The organism is Primorskyibacter sp. S187A (genome assembly GCF_049800955.1).
GTDB lineage: Bacteria > Pseudomonadota > Alphaproteobacteria > Rhodobacterales > Rhodobacteraceae > JAKVBH01.
In genome coordinates, this window is sequence record NZ_JBNAGA010000002.1 from 812,798 (window position 1) to 834,021 (window position 21,224).

Here is a 21,224-nt window from a genome sequence, read left to right on the forward strand (position 1 = left end):
GTATCAGCCTCCTGTCGCAGCCGTGGCAATCGCGAGGTAGAGCGGAATGCCAAGGGTCAGATTAAAGGGGAAGGTGACGCCGAGAGACAGGGTCAAATACACCGACGGGTTGGCCTCCGGCAGGGCCACGCGCATGGCTGCGGGCACAGCAATGTAGCTCGCCGAAGCAGATAGGACCATCAGGAGCAGAACGCCCCCGGTCGACAGTCCAATCAGAAGCCCGGCCACCAGCCCGAAGAGCGATCCAACGACAGGCATCAGCACACCAAATGCCAGCGGTCCGGGGCGCAAGACAGCGCGCCCTTGCTTGAGGCCGCGCCCTGCGACAAGCCCCATATCCAGCAGGAACAAACACAAGACCCCTTTGAAGGGCGCCACAATGAAGCTCTCGATCTCTTTGAGACCTTCCTCGCCCGTGAGCCAGCCAATCGCGAAGCTGCCGACCAGCAACACGATGGACCCGTTGAGCAAGATTTCCCGCAAAAGCGCGCTGTCCATGCGGCCCTTGCCGCCAGCGGACACGAGCCAAAGCGCGGATAGAATGGCAGGAGCTTCCATCGCGGCGGCCACCGCAACCATATAGCCCTCTGACACAACGCCCGCACTTTCCAGAACAGACGTCGCCGCGACGAAGGTCACAATCGAAATCGAGCCGTAATGACCGGCGACCGCTGCCGCGTCTGTTCGGCTCAGCGCCGACATCAGGCGCAAAAGGAAAAAGGCGATGAATGGGAGCAGGGCGGACAGGATCACCCCGGCCAACAGCGTTAACCCAAGCGTCGCATCAATCCCATGCGCCGCAACCGAGACGCCACCTTTGAAGCCGATGGCAAAGAGAAGGTAGATCGACATGCCCTTGGCAACCGCTTCCGGCACGGTCAAATCGGAGCGCGCCAGAGCTGCTGCGACACCGAGGGCAAAGAAAAGCACAATGGGTGACAACAGGTTCTGCGCTGCCAGTTGGAGCATAGCGTCCATGAACTATCCCTCGTCCTGTGGTCTTCGCCGCACACATAGCATGCGTGCCCGGAGAGGGAAGTGGCAATCAGATGGGGCGGAAGTCATCCGTTGGCGGGTGATATTCTTCCAATGAGCCTGTCCCGATGTCATTCCAAACGCCGTGCAGCGACAAGGTTCCAGCTTCCACCGCATCGATGACAAACGGGAAAGTCAGTAAATTGGCGAGGGACACACGCACCGAGTATTTTTCAAGCGCTTTGGCCTGTTCTTCCGGCGTGCCGCCGGGGGGCAGGCCTTCGAAGGCCGGGCGCAGCATGTCCAGCCAGCGACCTGTGAAACTGTCTGCTTCAGTGAGCTCAGGCGCTTCGCCATTGCACATATCAACGCAGCCACGCACTCCGCCGCATTGTGAATGCCCCATCACAATCAGATGGGCGACTTTCAAAACCTTGACCGCGTATTCGATGGCAGCGGACGTGCCGTGGTGATCGCCGCTGGGCGCGCAAGGCGGGATCAGGTTTGCGATGTTTCTGTGAATGAACAGCTCGCCATGATCCGCCCCGAAGATGGAGGCGACATGCACGCGACTGTCGCAGCACGAGACCACCATCGCGCGCGGACGTTGTCCTTCATCGGCGAGCTTACGATACCACGCCGCATCCTCGGCGTATGAAGTGGCTTTCCAGCCGTGATAGCGGTGCACCATGAACTGTGGCAGCGGTTTTGCGCGCTTGTTTGGCATTGTCCCAATCCGTCTTCTTTTCATGAGCTTTAAGGTTTTTTCGATGCAAATTCGAGGGATAAGTCGTCACGCCTTAAACCTTTTGGGAACTTCGCTCTGGCATTTCTTTCCGCAACCGTGGGGGTTTGAGAAAGAAGGTATTGAAGGTGGAACAGGTTAGACTTCTGGCACCAAGCGAAGGTGTGCGACTGGATCAGGATCGACTGCAGGCCCTTTATGAAGAATTGGGCGATGTGGGCGCGGAGGACGTCGTCTGCCGCGCGATGGAAGAGCTCGCTGTACGTTTGTCCTATGCTGAGAAGCTTTTCCGGCAAGGTGACTTTCAGGATATGCACAAGGTCGTGCGCTCGCTGGTGGCTATTTCGGAGCAGATCGGGATGAATACGCTCGTGCGCGTCGCCGGGGATGTGTGCACCTGCATTGAGGCAGGCGATCACGTGGCCCTGGGCGCGACCCTGTCGCGGCTGGTGCGCATTGGGGAGAGATCTCTCAGCGCAATTTGGGATCTCGATGATTTTTGCCCGTGACATAATCTGAGTGGCGGATGCCCCTTGCAGCGGCTGAGTGAGGTATTAGGCTCGCGGCCGGTTCTGTTTCAGGAGACGCCCATGCCTTCAGCCATCGCTGTACCCGCCACACATGATGCTTTGACGTTTGCTGATCCTGGGCCAGAGGCCATTCCGCTCACGTTGCTGACGTCTGAGGCCTTGGATGCATGGAAACTTGCGCAGGATGAAGCGGGACGGAACTGGGCCACGGCGTCCGGATTCAAAGCAGGTATTGGCCAAGTCTTGGTATTTCCGGACGAAACTGGCCGACCGGCAGCGGCTGTGGGGGGTGTCGGGGATGCAAAAGCGCGGAAACGCACGCGGTTCCCTCTGGCGGCTTTGGCGGCGAAACTGCCGGAGGGCAGCTATGTGATCGAGAGCGGCTTGCCGGAGGCGCGTGAGGATATCGAGGCTGAGTGCCTCGGCTGGTTGCTCTCAGCTTATGCTTTTGATCGCTATGCCAGTAAATCCGGAGCGCGCGCCCGGCTCGTGGCTCCTGATGGCATAGATCGTGCCCGCGTCGAAGCGCAGGCGCGTGGCGAAGCGTTGACGCGGGATTTGATCAACACACCCGCATCCGACATGGGGCCTGCCGCATTGCAAGGCGAGATGGAAGCGCTGGCGGATCAATTTGGCGCCGCGCTCCAGATCACAACCGATACGGCGCTTCTCGATGAGAATTTCCCAATGGTTCATGCCGTGGGGCGTGCGTCAGATCAGGCGCCGCGTTTGCTGGATATGCGCTGGGGACAGGAAGGCCCAAAACTCACACTCGTGGGCAAGGGCGTGTGTTTCGATACTGGCGGTCTGAACCTCAAGCCAGGAGCCTCGATGGCCCTGATGAAAAAAGACATGGGCGGCGCGGCAACCGTCATGGGGCTTGCGCATATGATCATGTCGCTGAACCTGCCATTGCAATTGCGCGTTCTGGTGCCTGCCGTGGAGAATTCCGTTTCTGCAGGTGCGTTCCGACCGGGAGACATTCTGACCTCCCGCAAGGGATTGACGGTAGAGATCAATAACACCGACGCGGAAGGACGGCTCGTGCTCGCGGACGCGTTGACTTACGCCGCGGAGGACACACCGGAATTGGTGATTTCAATGGCAACGCTGACTGGTGCCGCGCGTGTGGCCGTGGGGCCAGATTTGGCTCCCTTCTACGCGGAGGACGACGATGCCGCGATGCTCAGCGCTGCCGGTCAACAAGCCCATGATCCTCTGTGGAGGATGCCGTTTTGGGACCCTTACGAAAAAATGATCGAGCCGGGTGTCGCGGATCTCGACAATGCGCCGGCGGGTGGATTTGGCGGCTCGATCACTGCGGCCCTTTTCCTGCGCCGCTTTGTCTCTGAGCAGACGCGATACGTGCATTTTGATATCTACGGTTGGCAGCCAACGGCAGCGCCCGCACGGCCAAAGGGGGGCGCGGGGCAAGGGGCGCGGGCTATTCTCGCCGCATTGCCAGACTTATTGGGCTTTTGATGGACCGACGTCGCAGGCCCGCCAATGATCGCGTGGTCGAGCATCAGTGTGCGCATCTTTTTCCAGATCTCCAGCCAGTCGCGCTGCGCGCGGGACGTGTGATGTGGCCCGTCGTGGACCTTGCGTTGGACTTTGGCGGCGCACGTGACAGGCAATTGCTCTTTGGACAGGATTTTGCGGTCCTAGAGGAGCGCGAGGGGCTGTACTTCGGGATATCCGACCAAGCTGATTACGCGGGCTGGGTCGACAAGGAGGCGATCAGCCTTGATATGCCTGTCCCCCGCGCGCGCTGTTGGGTGCATGTCAGGCAAACGCACGCCTATGCGGCCCCGGATTTCAAGTCTCCTGACCTTATCGCACTTTCGTTGGGCAGCAGTTTTGCACCCGGGGCGCAAAAGGGCAGCTTCGTCGAGACACCGTCGGGTTGGGTCCCTGCGCAACATGTTGGGATGGAACCAGAAAGCGACCCGGTTGCCGTTGCTGAACGTCTGCTAGGCACCCCGTATCTCTGGGGCGGCAACTCGGCTTTTGGTATCGATTGCTCGGGCTTGGTGCAGTTGGCGTTCCAGATCTGTGGGCAGCCCTGTCCCGGGGACAGTGATCTGCAAGCAGAAGAACTTGGAGAGACGCTTCCCCCCGGCTCCGCTTTTCAGCGCAATGACGTGCTCTTTTGGAAGGGACATGTGGCTTTGGTTGCTGATGCGCACACGATTTTGCATGCCAACGCGTTTCACATGGCTGTCGCATATGAACGACTGGAGGCCGCGGTGGAGAGAATTCAAAAGCAAGGCGATGGCCCTCTGTTGCGGCATGCGCGGCTGAAACGGTTTGAGCATATCTGATGCGCGGTTGAGTAATGCAGGTCATCAGCGCATGCTGACGCCATGACAGAACATACTTTTTTCGAGCCGGTCTCCGGCATGACCTTACCGCGCTTCGCCGGCGTGCCAACCTTTATGCGCTTGCCATTCGTCCCGCCGGGCCATGAGAGGTTTGAGCAAGTCGATGTTGGATTGATCGGCGTCCCATGGGATGGCGGGACAACCAACCGACCGGGCCCCCGTCACGGGCCGCGCCAGTTGCGGGATGCCTCAACCATGATCCGGGCTGAGAATGCCGCGACGCGCATTCGCCCGTTTGAGCGGATGAATTGCGCGGATCTGGGTGATGTGGCTCCGAATCCTGCCGATCTGATGGATACGATGCAGCGGGTGACGCAGGCGATTGAAGAGCTGCGGGCCCATAATATCCGGCCTTTGACAGCTGGCGGAGATCATCTTGTTTCCTTGCCAGTGTTACGTGCTCTGGCGCAGGACGCGCCCCTGGGTATGGTGCACTTTGACAGCCATACGGACCTCTTCAAATCCTACTTCGGCGGCAGTCAATACACCCATGGGACCCCGTTTCGGCGCGCGATTGAGGAGGGATTGCTCGATCCCAAGCGCGTGGTTCAGATAGGGATCCGCGGGACGGCGTATGACTTCGAGGATCGCGATTTTGCCAAAGCGGTCGGGGTTCGGGTGATTGCCATCGAAGAGTTTTTTGAGCGTGGACTTGAAGATGTCATGGCGGAGGCGCGAGAGATCGTTGGCTCTGCTCCGACCTATGTGTCCTATGACATCGATTTCGTGGATCCCGCTTTCGCACCCGGAACAGGCACGCCGGAGGTCGGCGGGCCCAACAGCTTTGATGCCCTGCGCGTCGTTCGCGCCCTGTCCGGGCTCAATATCGCGGGCGCGGACCTCGTAGAGGTGTCGCCCCCTTTCGATGCCACTGGCGCGACGGCCTATCTTGGGGCGACTCTGCTCTTCGAGCTCTTGTGTGTGATGGCGCCGTCAGGCGCGGAACGCGGCTAGAGACGCGAATCTTCGCGGCGCAACTGACGGGCTCGTGTGAGAATCGCATCCTCAACGGCGCGCACGGTATCGACGCTGGCCGCGCCCGAGCGTGTCATGATCGCAAGCTTCAATGAACGCGCATCAAGTGCAGGGTCATCGATCAGAACGGTTGCCCGATAGGCTCTGCCGCCGCCGGGCGGTGTGCCGAATCCCGTGACGATGACACCGGTAAACGGATCCACGGACTGAACGGGCAGGAAGGACAGAACTTCCAGGGACGCATTCCAGATATACTTGTTGACCGAACCGATCTCATCTGGCGCGTCTGCGCCGCGGAAGATATCCCAGATCGTCGAACGCGGGCGGCCGCGATCACCATAGATTTCCTGATCAATGATCTCATCGGCGCTGCGCGTCTGAACCGGTGTCCCATCGGGATTCGTACAGGCTGTCAGGCCCAGAATAATAACGGCACTCAGCGCCAACTTGTGCAGATTCGGTGTCATTTTCCTGTGCTCCTGCCCGGCATTTTTCCTTCAATACCCCCGCGCGCCCGTGACGACAAGCATTGCGCGTGCACGGGGAAGGATATCGCTTTACTTGGGGTGGCAAAGCTTGTGGCAAATGCGCATCACTCATGTGCTTGTTGGGCATGCGCCGCCGCACCCGCTTGCAACCGCCCATCCAAAGGGTGCACACCAAGCTCATCAAGACCGGGCAGCCGGTTTGGTACGTGCCTTACGAACACATGAGGAAATTAAGATGAAAAAGCTTCTTCTTGCATCCACCGCGCTGGTTGCAACAGCGGGCTTCGCAGCAGCAGACGTTGCTCTGACAGGCTCCGCAGAAATGGGCATCAAGCGTGAAGCTGGTAATGATGTCACTGAGTTCCACACAGACGTTGACGTCCGCTTCACCATGTCCGGTGAATCCGACAACGGCATCTCCTTCGGTGCAGTCGTTGATCTGGAAGACGCCGCTCAAATGGGTGGTACAAACACAGACACGAACGTTGACTACAACGTCTTCATCTCCGCTGGTGCAGCAACGCTGACCATGGGTGACACAGACGGCGCGTTTGACGCGGCTCTGGACGAAGTTAACGTTGCAGGCGGTTCCATCGCTGACGACGAAACAGCACACGCTGGTTTCTCCGGTAACGGTGGCCCTGTTGCTATCACTGCAGGTGCAGCAGCTGTTGGTCTCGACCTGAACGGCGACGGCGACATCACAGACGCTGGCGAAACACTCGCAGCAGCTGTTCCCTTCGCGATCTCCACATCGATGGGTCTCGACGGCGGCCAAGACGGTCAAGTCGCACGCTTCGACTACGCCTTCTCCGGCGCGACAGCATCGCTCTCCGTTGAAGTTCCTGACACAGACGACGGTTCCGACCCTGTTTGGGGTATCGGTGTGAACTGGTCCGGTGATCTCTCCGGCCTGACACTCGGCGTTGGTGTTGGTTACCAAGCACAGAACGACGTAGGCAATGTTGCAGGTCTCTCCCTGAAAACAACATTCTCCAACGGCATCGTGGCAGCGGTTAACTTCTCCCGCTACAACGACGACGGTGGTGCACTGCCTGATCACTCCCACGCCGCAATCGGCCTCGGCTACTCCGCCGGCGCTCTGGCGATTGGTGTGAACTACGGTGTCTACACGCTGAACGAAGACTTCGGTGCCATGGACAGCGGCGAAACACTTTCGTCCGGTTTCGGTCTGGCCGCATCCTATGACCTCGGTGGCGGTCTCTCCGCACACCTCGGCTACGGTTCGTCCTCGATCAACGACGACGCGACACCTGCTGGCTTCGACGATGACTTCGACAGCATCTCGCTGGGTCTCGCAATGGCATTCTAATCGCAACCAGCGATTAGTTTAGGGAAGAGCGGGCTTGTGCCCGCTCTTTTCGTTTTCTAGGACAAGTCATGCTTCCCTTGTCCAATGCTCAGATCACTCAGATTTTTCAGCGCGCGCAGAGTGATTTCAAACGCTCTGACTATTTCGCGGCGTTGGCCGCGTTTGAGCAATTGCGGCAAGCCTTGCCCAAAGCCCCTGAACCTCTTTTTCACCTTGGTCGCACGTATTTCGCGCTCGGGCGCCTTCAGCGGGCCCGGAGTGTTTTTGAGCAGGCGCGCGCTCTTGCACCAGGCGAGGAGCAAGTCCTGATCCAATTGGCACGCACTTACGCTCGTTTGGGTGAACGCGAAGCCGCCTTGGACGCCCATGACGATCGTATCAAGAAAACCTCGGGCTCACTTGCCGCCTACATGGACAAAGCACTGACACTTCAGCAGTTTGGCGCGTTTGAAGAGGCGGAACAGATCTTTCGCAAAGTCTATGGCCAAGCGCGAAAGAGCGGCGAGTTTTTCCGGATCTGGTTTGCTGGCCGCAAGTTCACCTCGTCTCAGGATAAAGCGCTCAAAGCCGCTTTGTCTCTTTGGAAGAGCCCTGCGTTGGCGCCCAAGGAGCGGCTCAATCTCGGTTTTGCATTGGCCAAAGCCATGGAAGATCTTCAACAATACGATGCTGTCTTTCGCTATCTGGATCGTGCCAACGCGGACCAACGCACACTTGCGCCTTTTGATCCCGAAGAGCATCGCGCGCGCCTTCAGGATATGGTCAACTCCGCACCGGAGGAGAAGATCGCGAGACGTGGCACTTCAGATTTTGCACCCATCATCGTAACTGGAATGCCGCGCTCCGGCACCACATTGATAGAGCAAATTCTGGCGGCGCACCCACAGGTGCGTGCGTCTGGCGAATTGGCGAAGGCGCGGCTGCTGACGTATCTGACCTTTGGCCCTGCGGGGCACGTGCCACCGATCTCGACAGCGGATGTGGAAACACTGGATCTCTTCGCTGAACGATATGCCGCGGCGTCCCGGGAAACTGCGCAAGGCGATGCGCCGCGCATAACGGACAAGTCTATTGGAAACTACCTTGTGCTGGGTCATATCGCGGCGGCCATGCCCAAAGCGCATGTGATTGTCGTCCGACGGGATCCCCGGGATGTGGCGCTGTCGATTTACAAGAATCACTTTGCGCTTGGCACACATCGCTACGCAAACAGCTTGGATACGATCGCGGCGCAAATGGCGGGGTTTGAAGAGGCGGTCCGCTTCTGGAAGGGCAGGGTTCCCCTGACCGAAGTGAGCTATGATGATCTGACCGCAAATCCTGAGGGCCAAACCCGCGCACTTATTCAAGCAGCGGGCCTTGACTGGGACGATGCCTGCCTAGATCACACGGCAGGTCAAAGCGCGGTCACGACGCTCTCCATTGCGCAGGTGCGGGAACCGATCCACCGCAGGTCGACGGGGGGGTGGCGTCGCTACGAGGCACAAATGCAGCCATTTATCGAGGCCTGGGAGGCAGGACCATGAGTTTGAGCGAGATCACATCCCGCATCGCCAAGTGCGAAGCAGAGGCTGGCCGGGCGGCAGGCAGCACGACATTGATCGCAGTGTCCAAGGTGCAGCCCAACGCGCGCGTAGATGCTGTTTTGCAGGAGGGCCATCGCGTCTTTGGCGAAAACCGTGTGCAAGAGGCGGCGGGCAAGTGGCCCCAGTTTCGCGAACGATATCAGGGGATTGAGCTGCATATCATCGGGCCTCTGCAAACCAACAAAGCACGTCAGGCGATGGAGCTTGGCGATGTGATTCATACACTGGACCGCCCGAAACTCGCCAACACCCTCGCGCGGCTGGCGCAGGAATTGGGCCGCTGCCCTGATCTGTTTATTCAGGTCAACACGGGCGAAGAGCCCCAGAAAGCAGGCATTGCGCCAAGCGACACCGACGCTTTCGTCAAAGACTGTCAGGCCCTTGATCTGCCCGTCGCGGGCTTGATGTGCATCCCGCCGGTCGACGAAGAGCCGAGTCTGCACTTTGCTCTGCTGGCCAAGCTGGCGGCGCGCAATGGGCTGACGGGTCTGTCGATGGGCATGTCGGGCGATTTTGAGCGCGCCATTGCTCTCGGCGCGACCCATGTCAGGGTTGGCTCCGCCATTTTCGGCGCGCGCGTGCCTGTGACCTAGATCTCGAGTTCAGCCAAAACATGGGTGAATGACGCGCCATGCATGTCTCTATCCGCCGCGGTCCCTTGAATCGCCGGGCGGGGCAGCGAAAACTTGATCACATGCAGATCTACGATATCGAACCGCTTCAATGATGCCTCGGAGGTCTGTAGTCTCTGGGCCACGTCTGCCGTGATCAACTGCGCCGAGACCGTCTCAAAGGCCTCGCGGGACCCACAAAAGATATCAATCGTGAGCCAGAACGGCCCTGCATTTTTTGATCGCAGGCTTTGAACGTGGTCTTTCAAGGCGCTCATTGGCCAATCTCCTCAACGCGCAAGTCAAAGGCGTCCATCGGGTCGGACAAAGCCATGACATGGTTGAGGCAAAACTCGTAGACAGCTCCGCGCGGCATTTCGGGCGGCGAGAAGGGGAAGGCAAACGTCGGCATTTCTTCTTCTTCCGTGAGCGGATGATGCAGCAGATAGGGGTTCAGAACCTTGGCGACATCACGGCTCAAGGCTTCGCTTTCCGCGGTGACAATGCCCATGACGCCAACCTCGACCGCGCCTGAGGGGTTCTCCTCCAAAGCGCCGAGCGTCGCGTCTGCGCCAATCACGCGAAGTTCGATCTCGAACGCGCCCCCGATGCGTTCGGCGGCCTTGGCGCTGGCCTTTTCGCGAATGTCTGCGCACCATTCGTGAATATGGGCCACGTAGCGGGGGCTGCGCACCAATACGAGAGAGACGGTTTGAAACCCTGCGCGGCGCGCACCTTCAAGTTTGACGGTGTATGCGTCGGACGGGATCCATTGGCTGCCCTCAACCCGCACGGAGCGTTCATCAATCGCCGTGTATTGCGACTGTGTCACGTCCAGATGCCCGCCGGGTTCATGGAGAATATAGGGGTCCGAATTCTCATAGAGCATATGGGCCGAGACAGTATGCGGGGTGGCGCGGGCGTCTTTCCCCATGGGCGTGATTGTAAAACCGATGCCATCAAATTGGATGAGAATGGTTCCAGAATTGGGCTGGGTCGTCGCCAAAGCACCGCATTCACCAATCTTTGCGCCATGCCATGCCGCGCCTGTATGGCAACCGCGCTGGAGCGGGAGCGCGGAGATAATGGCCGTGTCTGTTGCGCGCCCAGCAATCACGATATCGGCCTCGGTCGCCAAGGCGGCCTGAATTTGTTCTGCGCCAGCCAGAGCCACGATGTTGGTGCATGACGCAATCACATCGGATGTGATCTGCGGTGCTGCGGGCAGGGGCGCAATTGCGCCGCTGGCAAATTTCTGAGCAATATGTGTGGGCGACTGGCCAGATTTCAGAACGGCCACTTTTAAGCGCGCGCCAGTCTCGGCGGCAATCTCCTTTGTGATGTCAAGAAGCCAGTCTACCGCGCTATCCGCGCCGCAGGTGCCAGCGGTGCCCACGAGCAAGGGCACGCCTGCCTGTGCTCGCGCGGCCATCAGTTCGCGCCATTCCGCCTTGGTCGAGTTTCGCGAGTATTTTGACGTCCCGGTCCCGAGATAGTGGGGGCCGCTGTCTGTGGATCCGCCATCAATCGCGATCAAGTCCGGCTTCTCGGCAATGCCCCGGGCCAAGGCTTCGCGATCGTACCCCAGGCCCAGAGCGCCGGAAGGGATGAGGATTTTTACACTCCTGTTTTCAGACAAATCGGTTCACCATGTTTTCAAGGATCTCTTGCCGGCCGGAACGCGGCTTGGGATTGATGTCGTCTGCGAGCACCCGCGCTGCAATACTGTCCAGGTCGCTTTCCAGCATCGCGCGCGCCTCGGGCGTGTCCCAACCTGCGTAGCGCTCGCGCAGCGCGTCTTCGAGTCCGCCATCTTCCAACATCGCCGCAGCTGCTTTCAAGCCACGTGCACATACGTCCATCGCGCCCACATGGGCGGCCAAAAGGTCTTCCGCGTCCAGCGATTGACGTCGCAGCTTAGCGTCGAAATTCGTGCCGCCTGTGAGGAAGCCACCTGCTTTGAGGATGTGATAATAGGCAAGCGCCACTTCGGGCACGTTGTTGGGGAACTGGTCCGTATCCCAGCCGGATTGGTAGTCATTCCGGTTCATGTCGATGGAGCCCAGCATTCCTTCGGCGGTCGCGACAGCAATCTCATGTTCGAAGCTATGGCCTGCCAGAATCGCATGGCCCTGTTCAAGATTGAGCTTTACCTCATCTTCCAAGCCATATTTGCGCAAAAACCCGATACAGGTCGCCGCGTCGAAATCGTATTGATGCTTTGAGGGCTCTTGTGGCTTGGGCTCGACGAGGATCGTGCCTTTGAAGCCGATCTTGTGTTTGTATTCGACAACCATGTTGAGAAAACGCCCCATATGGTCAAGTTCCTGACCCATGTCGGTATTGAGTAAGGTCTCATAGCCCTCGCGTCCGCCCCACAGGACATAGTTTTCACCGCCGAGTTTGTGTGTCGCGTCGATACAGGACTTGACGGTTGCTGCGGCAAACGCAAAGACATCGGGATCAGGGTTGGTCGACGCGCCGGCCATCCACCGACGGTGTGAGAACATGTTCGCGGTGCCCCAGAGGCAGCGCGTCCCAGACTGCTCCATTTTCGTGCCGATATAGTCGGTGATCTCTTCGAGTGTGGCGAGGTTGTCGCGGAAATTGCCTTGTTCCGGGCGTATGTCAGCATCGTGCCAGCAGAAATACGGCTGGCCCAGCAGCGCAAACATCTCGAAGGCGACATCGACCTTGAGCTTGGCGCGACCCATGTCGTCCTGAGGATGCCAGGGGCGTTCGAATGTTTGGCCACCAAAAGGATCCTGCCCTTCCCAGGCAAAGGAATGCCACCACGCCACAGCAAAGCGCAGGTGGTCTTCCATGCGCTTGCCGAGGATAAGCTCATCGGGGTTGTAATGCCGAAAGGACAGCGCAGCGTCGCTTTCTGATCCGCCGTAGGTGATCTTGTCGATCCCATCAAAAAAACCAGATGTCATGCGTGTCTCCTCCGAACTCTGCTGCATGCGCGTTTTAGCGACAAATTCGCGTTAGCGGTATCGCGAAGTTGCCGGGCTGCGTATCTTCAGAGCCGCCCTTGTGTTGTGCTCGCGTCATGGGCATTGCTAAGCATGTTTGTATAACGAAGTGCGGTATGGGAGCATCCGTCATGACACAGGACTGCCGAATAGCGGTGGTGGGCTATGGGCTTGTCGGGCGGCGTCATGCAGATGTGGTGCGCCGCACGCCGGGCTTGTCTCTCGCGGGCATTGTGGAACCCGGTGATGTTGCGCGGAAAGAGGCTGCACGCTCGGGCACGCCTGTGTTTGCGGAACTGGAAGCGATGCTCGAAGACCTGCGCCCAGAAGGCGTGGTGCTGGCAACGCCAACGCCATTGCACCGCGTGCAAGCGCTACAGTGCATCTCGCGGAGCATCCCCGTTCTGATCGAAAAACCCATTGCCGTGAGCGTGGTCGAGGCGTTGGACATTGTGCAGGCGAGCAATGCTGCGGATATTCCCGTTCTTGTGGGTCATCACAGGCGATACAATGGCATGGTGAGCGCTGCGAAAGCGGCGGTTGTCCGAGGGGATCTGGGAGCGGTCCGAGCGGTTCAGGCCACGTGCTGGTTTTACAAACCCGACAGTTATTTTGACGAGGCACCGTGGCGCAAGCAGCCCGGAGCTGGTCCGATCTCGGTCAACCTCGTGCACGACATAGATTTGTTGCAACATCTTTGCGGAAAAGTTGCGCAGGTCTATGCCGTGGCCGTTCCGGCCCGGCGGGGCTATGCCAATGAAGATCTCGCGACAGCTGTATTGACCTTTGCGTCCGGAGCAGTGGGAAGCATCACGGTCTCTGATGCGGTGGTCAGCCCATGGAGTTGGGAACTGACAGCAGGGGAGAACCCAGTTTACCCGGCGACGCTGGAGAGCTGCTACCAGATCGGAGGATCGGAGGGCGGGCTCTCGCTTCCGGATTTGCGCATCTGGCGGCATCAGGACACGTCTGATTGGTGGCGCCCGATCTCTGCAACCTCGCTGACGGCCGAGCGGCCTGACCCTTTGGTGGCGCAGATGGTGCATTTTGCCGATGTGATCGCAGGGCGCGCCACGCCGCTCGTTTCGGCACAAGACGGCATGGACGCGCTGCAGGTCGTTGAGGCGATCGCCACATCTGCGGCGAAGGGCTGTAGCGTCGAGATCCCGGGCGTTGGCGCGGCTTAGCCGCGAGACCTCGGGCTTGTCCGCGCGAGATCATCGGTGATCGGGATATGCTCGTCCTCATCGCCGGGCGGCAGGGTGAAGGGCCCATTTTCCCAATCAGCAGCGCGCCAGGCCTGCTTTGCTTCTTCGATCCGATCTTTTGACGAGGAAACGAAGTTCCACCAGATATAACGCTGTTCCGTCATCGTGGCGCCGCCCAAGACCATGAGGCGCGCGCCGCGCTCGCCGGCACGGATGGCGATTTTTTCCCCGGGGCGGAAGATCATCATGCGGCCTTCCTCAAAGACATCGCCCGCGACTTCGATAGAGCCTTGGGTCACATAGATCCCGCGATCTTCATGGTTGTCGGGCAGGGGGAACACTTTGCCTGCTTCCAGAACGACGTCGACATAGAACGTCTCGCTGTGCATCGTAACGGGGCTTTTCTCGCCGTAGGCATCCCCCAGGATCAGCCGCGCTGTAATGCCGGTATCGGTCAGGACAGGCAGAGCCGCCTGCTTGTGGTGCTCGAAATCCGGCGCCATGTCCTCGCGGTCTTCGGGAAGGGCAATCCATGTCTGGATGCCAAAAAGGCTGTGGCGCCCGGCGCGTGTCTCGGGACTGGTGCGTTCCGAATGGGTGACGCCCTTGCCAGCCACCATCCAGTTGACCTCGCCGGGGTAGATCATCTGATGTGTGCCGAGGCTGTCGCGGTGTTCGAACTCGCCTTGATAAAGGTATGTTACTGTCCCCAGACCAATATGTGGGTGTGGGCGGACGTCGATCCCTCCGTCCGTGATGAATTCCGCGGGGCCCATTTGGTCGAAGAAGATAAAGGGCCCGACCATCTGGCGTTCCGGGGAGGGCAAAGCCCGACGGACCTCGAACCCGCCCAGATCGCGCGCGCGCGGCACGATCAGCGTCTCCAGCGCATCCAGTGATCCTTCCGGGTGTTGTGACGGGTTCCAACTCATGGCGCTGTCCTTCCAAATGCGGCGTGTTAGGCAATCTAGGGCGCACACTCCCTTTCGTCATTGCCAATACGTGCACAGAGTTCGTGCGCGAATGCGCGCAAAACGGCAAAAGCGCTTCCAGGATGCGTCTGTTTTGACCTGTGCCATGGCGAAACGAATCGTCGGGATTCCCAGGGTTTCAGAGGTTCACCTGAATTACCAATATTGGAATGGCGCCTTTTTCATGGATGTAAAGATAACTTAAAACAATGGGTTAATTCGTATTGACTTAGGTCAAATCATAGACCTCCGCCCCGTGATACCTCCAAAGGCACTCAAGAAGATCCCAGTCGCCGCAGAGCCTACTGCGGTATAGCCAGGCGGAGGAGACCCCCTAATGTTCCAAGTCAGACTTCACGGAAGGGGAGGGCAAGGGGTTGTGACAGCCGCCGAAATGCTCTCTATCGCCGGCTTCAGCGAGGGCAAGCACGCGCAGGCTTTCCCGTCATTTGGGTCCGAACGCACAGGTGCGCCTGTGGTGAGCTTTTGTCGGCTGGATGACAAGGAAGTGCGCCGCCGTGAACCTATTCTCGAGCCTGATTGCCTGATTATTCAGGACCCCACGCTCTTTCACGCGCTGGACGTCTTTCAGGGGCTTAAACCTGACGGATATGTCCTGATCAATTCGACCAAGGATTGGCATGAGTTGGGCATCGCCGACAAGGTGGACCATCTTCCTGACGGTCATGTTGTGGGCATCAACGCATCGGCTTTGGCCAAGGAGCATGTAGGGCGCCCAGTGCCCAATGCGGCCTTGCTGGGCGGCTTCGCCGCGATCACCGAGGAAATTCACATCGGCGCGGTTGAGAAAGCGATCAACACGAAATTCGGCGGCAAGATTGCAGCTGGCAATGTGGCCGCCGCGCGCGCCGCATACGAGGCAGCGCTCGAAGGGATGGTAGAACATGCTTAAACAACTCGAAGGGAGCCACGCGGTCGCAGAAGCGATTGCGCTGTGTCGGCCCGAGGTCATCTGCGCTTATCCCATTTCGCCACAGACCCATATCGTCGAGCATTGCGGCGAATTGGTGCGCGAAGGCAAGATGGGCAATTGCGAATACATGAACGTGGAGAGCGAGTTTGCAGCGCTCTCAGCTTGCATCGGCTCGTCGGCCTGCGGTGCGCGGACCTACACCGCGACGGCCTCGCAGGGCCTGCTCTTTATGGCGGAAGCGGTCTACAACGCCTCTGGCCTTGGCCTGCCCATCGTCATGACGGTGGCGAACCGCGCCATTGGCGCACCGATCAATATCTGGAACGACCATACCGACAGCATGTCGATGCGCGATGCCGGTTGGATCCAGCTCTTTGCCGAAACCAATCAGGAAGCGCTTGATCTGCACATTCAGGCCTTCAAGATCGCTGAGCGGCTGAGCCAGCCGGTCATGGTCTGCATGGATGGCTTCATCCTGACCCATGCCTATGAGCGGGTCGATATGCCGAGCCAGGAGCAGGTCGATCAGTTCCTGCCGCCGTTTACTCCGCAGCAGGTCCTCGACCCGTCGAACCCTTATTCCATCGGTGCCATGGTGGGCCCCGAGGCGTTCACGGAAGTGCGCTATCTCGCCCATGAGAAGCAACTGCAAGCGCTCGATGTGATCCCTGAGATCGCCGCGGAGTTCAAAGATATCTTTGGGCGCGACAGCGGAGGGCTCATCCGCGAATACGAGACAGAGGACGCCGAGACCATCGTTGTGACCCTGGGCTCTGTCGCGGGCACCGTCAAAGACGTCGTCGATGAGATGCGCGCAGATGGCGAGACTGTCGGCGTTGTGACGATCGGCTCCTTCCGGCCTTTCCCGACCGAAGCCCTGCGTCATGCGCTCAAAGGCGCAAAGCGGGTCGTGGTTCTTGAGAAGAGTTTTGCTGTGGGCTTTGGCGGCATGGTTGCCAACAACGTGCAGCATGCGCTCATGAACACGGATGTGCAGGTGCATACAGTTGTCGCGGGTCTCGGTGGTCGCCCGATCACCATGCCTTCGCTGCACAAGCTTTTTGCCAAAGCCGTAGCCGGTGATCTCGAAGAGATTCAATTCCTCGATCTGCAATGGAACGTCGTCAATGCAGAGCTTGCGCGGCAGCGGGCACAGATCGCCTCGGGCCCCACAGCTGAGAGCATCCTGAAAAACATCCAGACCGACACTGCCTTTGGCGGCGCGGCCAACCATGCCGCCGAATAGGAGGGCACTGAGATGAAAGATATTCCTAACCTCCGCACAGCGGATGACATCCCCGCCGATCAAAAGGTGAAGTTCTACCAGAAGGGGACCTTCACCGTTGGCAACCGGCTTGTGGATGCGGATGAGCGCAATGTTCAGGCCTCCATGAACCGCTCCAACGCGATCACGTCCGGGCACCGCGCGTGTCAGGGCTGTGGCGAGGCGCTTGGTGCTCGCTACGCGCTGGATACAGCGATGCGGGCTACAGGCGGCAATATGATTGCCTCCAATGCGACGGGCTGTTTGGAAGTGTTTACCACGCCTTACCCCGAAACCTCCTGGCAGATGCCCTGGATGCACTCGCTCTTTGGCAATGCGCCCGCCGTGGCCTCCGGCATGCAGGCCGCCATGAAGGCCAAGGGCCGCGACACGCGCATCATTGCCCAGGGTGGTGATGGCGGGACCGTCGATATCGGTTTTGGCTGCCTCTCGGGCATGTTCGAGCGCAACGATGATGTGCTCTACATTTGCTACGACAACGAGGCCTATATGAACACCGGTGTGCAGCGCTCCGGTGCGACACCGGGCGGCGCGCGCACCGCGACCACCATGCCCGCAGGCGATGCCTATCCCGGCAACGTCTTCGGGACGGGCAAGAACCTGCCGCGCATCGCCATGGCGCACAATATCCCCTACGTGGCCACCGCCTCGGTGGCTTACCTGCAGGATCTTGAGGCCAAGGTGGAGCGCGCCATGAGCTTCCGTGGCGCGCGTTACATCCACGTCTACGTGCCCTGTCCGCTGGGTTGGGGCTGTGCGTCAAATGCCACGATCAACCTCGCGCGGCTCGTGGTCGAGACCGGCATGTTCCCGCTTTATGAGGCTGAGCATGGCCACATTGTCCAAACTCGGCCGATCCGGCAACGGGTGCCTGTGGAGGACTATCTCAAGCCCCAACGCCGCTTTGCCCATTTGTTCAAGACCGAGAGCGGCAAGGCTGCAATCGAGAAACTTCAGGCCATGTGCGACTACAATATCGCCGAATATGACCTGCTGCGTGCCGAAGAGGAGACGCTGGCATGACACTCCCGACAACAGCCCCCTTCGCCATCACCGTCGATGTCGGCACCTCGCTTGACAACCATACGGGTACCTGGCGCACCGAGCGGCCGGTCTATCTCGACCGTCTGCCGCCCTGCAACAATGCCTGCCCCGCGGGCGAGAACATCCAGGCCTGGCTCGCGCTTGCCGAGGAGGGCAAATACGAGGATGCCTGGCAGGAGATCATGGTCAACAACCCGCTGCCCGGGATTATGGGCCGCGCCTGTTATCACCCCTGCGAGAACGCCTGTAACCGTAAGGATATCGACAGCCCCGTGAGCATTCACGCAGTTGAGCGCTTCCTTGATGATCAGGCGCGCAAGGAGGGTTGGACACCGCGGGTTCCGTCGGAATTGTCGGGCAAGAAGATCCTCGTTGTGGGCTCAGGCCCGTCCGGCTTGTCCGCGGCCTATCACCTGCGCCGCCTTGGCCATTCGGTCACGATCTATGAGGCCGGGCCAGTTGCGGGCGGCATGATGCGCTTCGGTATTCCTGCCTATCGCCTGCCGCGCGACGTCGTGGAGGAAAACATCCAGCGTATCGCGAATATGGGTGTTGATTTTGTGCTCAACAAAAAGGTCGATGACATCGCCGCTGAAAAAGAGGCGGGCGGCTTTGACGCGGTCTTCCTGGCTATCGGCGCGCATCTGGCCAACCGGGTCAATATCCCAACGGTCGATGCGGGCCGCATGCTCGATGCGGTCGGCGTTCTGCGCGACATGGAAACAGCAGAAGACAAACCCATGCTGGGCCGTCGCGTCGTGGTCTATGGCGGCGGCAACACAGCCGTTGACGTGGCGCGCACCGCCAAGCGCATGGGTGCGGAGGAGGCGATCATCGTCTATCGCCGCAACCGCGATCAGATGCCTGCCCATGATTTTGAGATGGATGAGGCGCTGGAAGAAGGTGTCCTCGTCAACTGGCTCACCACGATCAAGGAAGTCGGAGACGGCGGCAAGATCATGGTCGAGAAGATGGCGCTGGATGAAAACGGTCGGCCGCAGCCCACGGGCGAGCTCGATGAACTGGAAGCCGACACAGTGGTCATGGCTCTGGGTCAAAACGTCGATACGAGCTTTGTCGAGAAGCTGGACGGGGTTGAGATCAAGGACAAGACAATCCAGGTCAATGACCAGTTCATGACTGGCGAGCCAGGGGTTTTCGCGGGCGGCGATATGGTGCCCTCCGAGCGCACGGTTACAGTCGCAGTTGGGCACGGCAAACATGCGGCCCGCGCGATCCACGCCTGGCTGCATCTGGAGCGCTACGAGAAACCGGAGAAAAACGAGGTCGCCGACTTCTCCAAGCTCAACCCGTGGTACTACACCGACGCACCTGAGACCGTGCAGAACATGCTCGATATCGAGCGTCGCAAGGCGACCTTCGGCGAGGTTCTCAGCGGGCTGGACGAGACCAATGCGCTCTACGAGGCGCGGCGCTGCCTGTCCTGCGGCAATTGTTTTGAGTGTGACAATTGCTACGGCGTCTGCCCGGACAATGCTGTGATCAAGCTTGGGCCCGGCAAACGGTTCGAGTTCGACTATGAGTATTGCAAGGGCTGCGGCATCTGCGAGGCGGAATGCCCTTGCGGTGCGATCAAGATGGTTCCCGAAGAGATCTGAGACCAAGACCCCGGGCGCGATACTGCGCCCGGATTTTCTTTTTGGCCAAGCGCAAGAGCGCGGCTTCTGGAGGACCTACGAATGCGCCTGTCTCAATGCCATAACTTCGCTGATTTCCGTGAACTTGCCCGACGCAGGCTGCCTGGCCCCATCTTCAACTACATTGATGGCGGTGCGGACGATGAGGTCACCTATCGCAACAACACCAGTGCCTTTGAGGCCTGTGATCTGGTGCCGTCCGTTTTGCGCGGTGTCGGCGAGGTCGATATGTCGGTGCAGATCATGGGGCAAACGCTCGATATGCCGGTCTATTGCTCGCCCACGGCATTGCAGCGGCTCTTTCACCATCAAGGCGAACGCGCGGTTGCGGCAGCGGCAGAGAAGTACGGTACGATGTTCGGGGTGTCGTCGCTGGGCACTGTGAGCCTTGAGGAGCTGCGCGCCAGGCACAAGACGCCGCAATGCTATCAATTCTATTTCCACCGTGACCGCGGCTTGAACCGTGCGATGATGACACGCGCCAAGGAGGCGGGTGTAGAAGTCATGATGCTCACCGTGGACAGTATCACCGGGGGCAATCGGGAACGCGATCTGCGCACCGGGTTTTCGATCCCGTTCCGTTTGACAATTGCGGGGATGATCCAGTTTGCGATCAAGCCCATGTGGGGGATCAACTACGTCACACATGAAAGCTTCCGCCTGCCGCAGCTGGAGGATCATGTCGATATGAGCGGTGGCGCGTCATCCATTGGCGGCTATTTCACAGAGATGCTGGACCCGACCATGAATTGGGATGATGTTGCCGAGATGGTGAAGGAGTGGGACGGTCAGTTCTGCCTCAAAGGCATCATGTCCGTCGCCGATGCCAAACGCGCGGTCGAGATTGGCTGCACTGGGATCGTGCTGTCCAACCATGGCGGCCGCCAGCTTGATGGCTCGAGAACGCCCTTTGATCAGCTGGCCGAGGTCGTGGATGCGGTGGGTGACAAAATCGACGTTATGATGGACAGCGGTGTGCAGCGTGGGACGCATGTGCTAAAGGCCTTGTCCATGGGCGCGAAGGCTGTGGGCGTCGGGCGGCATTATCTCTACGCGCTGGCCGCTGCAGGCCAGCCCGGGGTAGAGCGCGCGCTGGAATTGATGCGCAACGAGATTGAGCGCGACTTGAAGCTGATGGGCGCGCGAAACGTGGCGGATCTGTCTCCTGACAACATTCGCATGCTGGACGCGTACCTGGCCCGCGTGGCCTGACGTCCCACGCGCAACGTCTTGCGTGAGAGGGTCTCGCCCTTGTGGGCGGGACCCTCTTCGCGGCGTGCCAGGCGCTATCACAGGGCCCTTGCATTCGCGGTGGACAGAGATTTTCCAACGCTGAATCGCATGTGTTTGGCAGCTTGTTTGAGCGCGGCAGCACAACGCAAAGTGGCGCGTTTAAAAAGCAGGATAAGCCGGTCGGTTGCTGCTCAAAACAGCGGCAAAATCGCTGTTTGAGATGCATATTTAGGCGTCGCGATAGGCAAACTTAATTCTTAAATACAGTTGCTTATGCCCGTTCGAC

The 21,224-nt window shown here is 59.4% G+C and carries 20 protein-coding genes; 13 read left to right on the plus strand and 7 right to left on the minus strand.

Annotation, left to right across the window (positions count from 1 at the left end; all coding sequences use genetic code 11):
• Positions 1-3 precede the first annotated feature (3 nt).
• Entirely contained in the window at positions 4-978 is a 975-nt protein-coding gene (locus tag ACP15S_RS14945; protein ID WP_425040438.1) for a sodium-dependent bicarbonate transport family permease, read from the minus strand.
• A 67-nt stretch (positions 979-1,045) separates the two neighbouring features.
• Positions 1,046-1,702: a carbonic anhydrase gene (locus ACP15S_RS14950; RefSeq protein ID WP_425040439.1), complete on the minus strand. Its 657-nt coding sequence runs from the start codon at positions 1,700-1,702 to the stop codon at positions 1,046-1,048.
• A gap of 146 nt (positions 1,703-1,848) precedes the next feature.
• Here ACP15S_RS14950 and ACP15S_RS14955 point away from each other — a divergent pair, with 146 nt between their 5' ends.
• From ACP15S_RS14955 to speB, 4 genes are all read left to right on the plus strand, one after another.
• The gene (locus ACP15S_RS14955) at positions 1,849-2,229 is read left to right on the plus strand and encodes a hypothetical protein (RefSeq protein WP_425040440.1); all 381 of its coding nucleotides are present in this window, start codon (positions 1,849-1,851) and stop codon (positions 2,227-2,229) included.
• An 81-nt stretch (positions 2,230-2,310) separates the two neighbouring features.
• Positions 2,311-3,732 (plus strand): leucyl aminopeptidase family protein, encoded by a 1,422-nt coding sequence (locus tag ACP15S_RS14960; protein WP_425040441.1) that lies wholly within the window; start codon positions 2,311-2,313, stop codon positions 3,730-3,732.
• Positions 3,732-4,574, plus strand: a complete 843-nt coding sequence (locus ACP15S_RS14965; RefSeq protein ID WP_425040442.1) for a C40 family peptidase — start codon at positions 3,732-3,734, stop codon at positions 4,572-4,574. Before ACP15S_RS14960 ends, ACP15S_RS14965 begins: the two co-directional genes overlap by 1 nt.
• Before the next feature lie 42 nt (positions 4,575-4,616).
• Positions 4,617-5,588 carry an agmatinase gene (gene speB, locus ACP15S_RS14970; RefSeq protein WP_425040443.1) on the plus strand — a complete coding sequence of 324 codons (972 nt, stop codon included), beginning with the start codon at positions 4,617-4,619 and terminating at the stop codon, positions 5,586-5,588.
• On the opposite strand, the gene ACP15S_RS14975 is transcribed toward speB, so the two are convergent.
• Positions 5,585-6,076 carry a DUF3576 domain-containing protein gene (locus ACP15S_RS14975; protein ID WP_425040444.1) on the minus strand — a complete coding sequence of 164 codons (492 nt, stop codon included), beginning with the start codon at positions 6,074-6,076 and terminating at the stop codon, positions 5,585-5,587. The two genes, speB and ACP15S_RS14975, sit on opposite strands and share 4 nt — an antisense overlap.
• A gap of 256 nt (positions 6,077-6,332) precedes the next feature.
• Here ACP15S_RS14975 and ACP15S_RS14980 point away from each other — a divergent pair, with 256 nt between their 5' ends.
• The 3 genes from ACP15S_RS14980 (at position 6,333) to ACP15S_RS14990 (ending at position 9,609) form a co-directional block, all read left to right on the plus strand.
• Entirely contained in the window at positions 6,333-7,430 is a 1,098-nt protein-coding gene (locus tag ACP15S_RS14980) for a porin (RefSeq protein ID WP_425040445.1), read from the plus strand.
• 68 nt (positions 7,431-7,498) lie between these two features.
• Positions 7,499-8,956, plus strand: a complete 1,458-nt coding sequence (locus tag ACP15S_RS14985; protein ID WP_425040446.1) for a tetratricopeptide repeat-containing sulfotransferase family protein — start codon at positions 7,499-7,501, stop codon at positions 8,954-8,956.
• Positions 8,953-9,609: a YggS family pyridoxal phosphate-dependent enzyme gene (locus ACP15S_RS14990; RefSeq protein ID WP_425040447.1), complete on the plus strand. Its 657-nt coding sequence runs from the start codon at positions 8,953-8,955 to the stop codon at positions 9,607-9,609. Before ACP15S_RS14985 ends, ACP15S_RS14990 begins: the two co-directional genes overlap by 4 nt.
• Here ACP15S_RS14990 and ACP15S_RS14995 read toward each other — a convergent pair.
• The 3 genes from ACP15S_RS14995 to xylA are packed head-to-tail and all read right to left on the minus strand — an operon-like array spanning position 9,606 to position 12,566.
• Positions 9,606-9,905, minus strand: a complete 300-nt coding sequence (locus ACP15S_RS14995; RefSeq protein ID WP_425040448.1) for a DUF4387 family protein — start codon at positions 9,903-9,905, stop codon at positions 9,606-9,608. The genes ACP15S_RS14990 and ACP15S_RS14995 overlap by 4 nt on opposite strands.
• A complete protein-coding gene (locus ACP15S_RS15000; RefSeq protein ID WP_425040449.1) occupies positions 9,902-11,266 on the minus strand; it encodes an acyclic terpene utilization AtuA family protein in 1,365 nt (454 codons plus the stop codon). Before ACP15S_RS15000 ends, ACP15S_RS14995 begins: the two co-directional genes overlap by 4 nt.
• Positions 11,259-12,566 carry a xylose isomerase gene (xylA, locus tag ACP15S_RS15005; RefSeq protein ID WP_425040450.1) on the minus strand — a complete coding sequence of 436 codons (1,308 nt, stop codon included), beginning with the start codon at positions 12,564-12,566 and terminating at the stop codon, positions 11,259-11,261. Before xylA ends, ACP15S_RS15000 begins: the two co-directional genes overlap by 8 nt.
• A 170-nt stretch (positions 12,567-12,736) precedes the next feature.
• Between xylA and ACP15S_RS15010 the strand changes: the two genes are divergently transcribed.
• Positions 12,737-13,792 carry a Gfo/Idh/MocA family protein gene (locus tag ACP15S_RS15010; RefSeq protein ID WP_425040451.1) on the plus strand — a complete coding sequence of 352 codons (1,056 nt, stop codon included), beginning with the start codon at positions 12,737-12,739 and terminating at the stop codon, positions 13,790-13,792.
• Here the strand turns inward: ACP15S_RS15010 and ACP15S_RS15015 are convergent.
• Positions 13,789-14,745, minus strand: a complete 957-nt coding sequence (locus tag ACP15S_RS15015) for a pirin family protein (RefSeq protein ID WP_425040452.1) — start codon at positions 14,743-14,745, stop codon at positions 13,789-13,791. The two genes, ACP15S_RS15010 and ACP15S_RS15015, sit on opposite strands and share 4 nt — an antisense overlap.
• Before the next feature lie 376 nt (positions 14,746-15,121).
• Between ACP15S_RS15015 and ACP15S_RS15020 the strand changes: the two genes are divergently transcribed.
• The 5 genes from ACP15S_RS15020 to ACP15S_RS15040 all read left to right on the plus strand — a co-directional run bounded on the left by ACP15S_RS15020 (position 15,122) and on the right by ACP15S_RS15040 (position 20,917).
• Positions 15,122-15,697: a 2-oxoacid:acceptor oxidoreductase family protein gene (locus ACP15S_RS15020; RefSeq protein ID WP_425040453.1), complete on the plus strand. Its 576-nt coding sequence runs from the start codon at positions 15,122-15,124 to the stop codon at positions 15,695-15,697.
• Entirely contained in the window at positions 15,690-16,964 is a 1,275-nt protein-coding gene (locus tag ACP15S_RS15025) for a transketolase C-terminal domain-containing protein (protein WP_425040454.1), read from the plus strand. Before ACP15S_RS15020 ends, ACP15S_RS15025 begins: the two co-directional genes overlap by 8 nt.
• A gap of 12 nt (positions 16,965-16,976) precedes the next feature.
• Complete coding sequence (locus ACP15S_RS15030; protein WP_425040455.1) at positions 16,977-18,026, plus strand: thiamine pyrophosphate-dependent enzyme; 1,050 nt, start codon at positions 16,977-16,979, stop codon at positions 18,024-18,026.
• Entirely contained in the window at positions 18,023-19,666 is a 1,644-nt protein-coding gene (locus ACP15S_RS15035) for an NAD(P)-binding protein (RefSeq protein ID WP_425040456.1), read from the plus strand. The genes ACP15S_RS15030 and ACP15S_RS15035 overlap by 4 nt, the downstream gene beginning before the upstream one ends.
• A gap of 81 nt (positions 19,667-19,747) precedes the next feature.
• Positions 19,748-20,917 carry an alpha-hydroxy acid oxidase gene (locus ACP15S_RS15040; protein ID WP_425040457.1) on the plus strand — a complete coding sequence of 390 codons (1,170 nt, stop codon included), beginning with the start codon at positions 19,748-19,750 and terminating at the stop codon, positions 20,915-20,917.
• Positions 20,918-21,224: the final 307 nt, after the last annotated feature.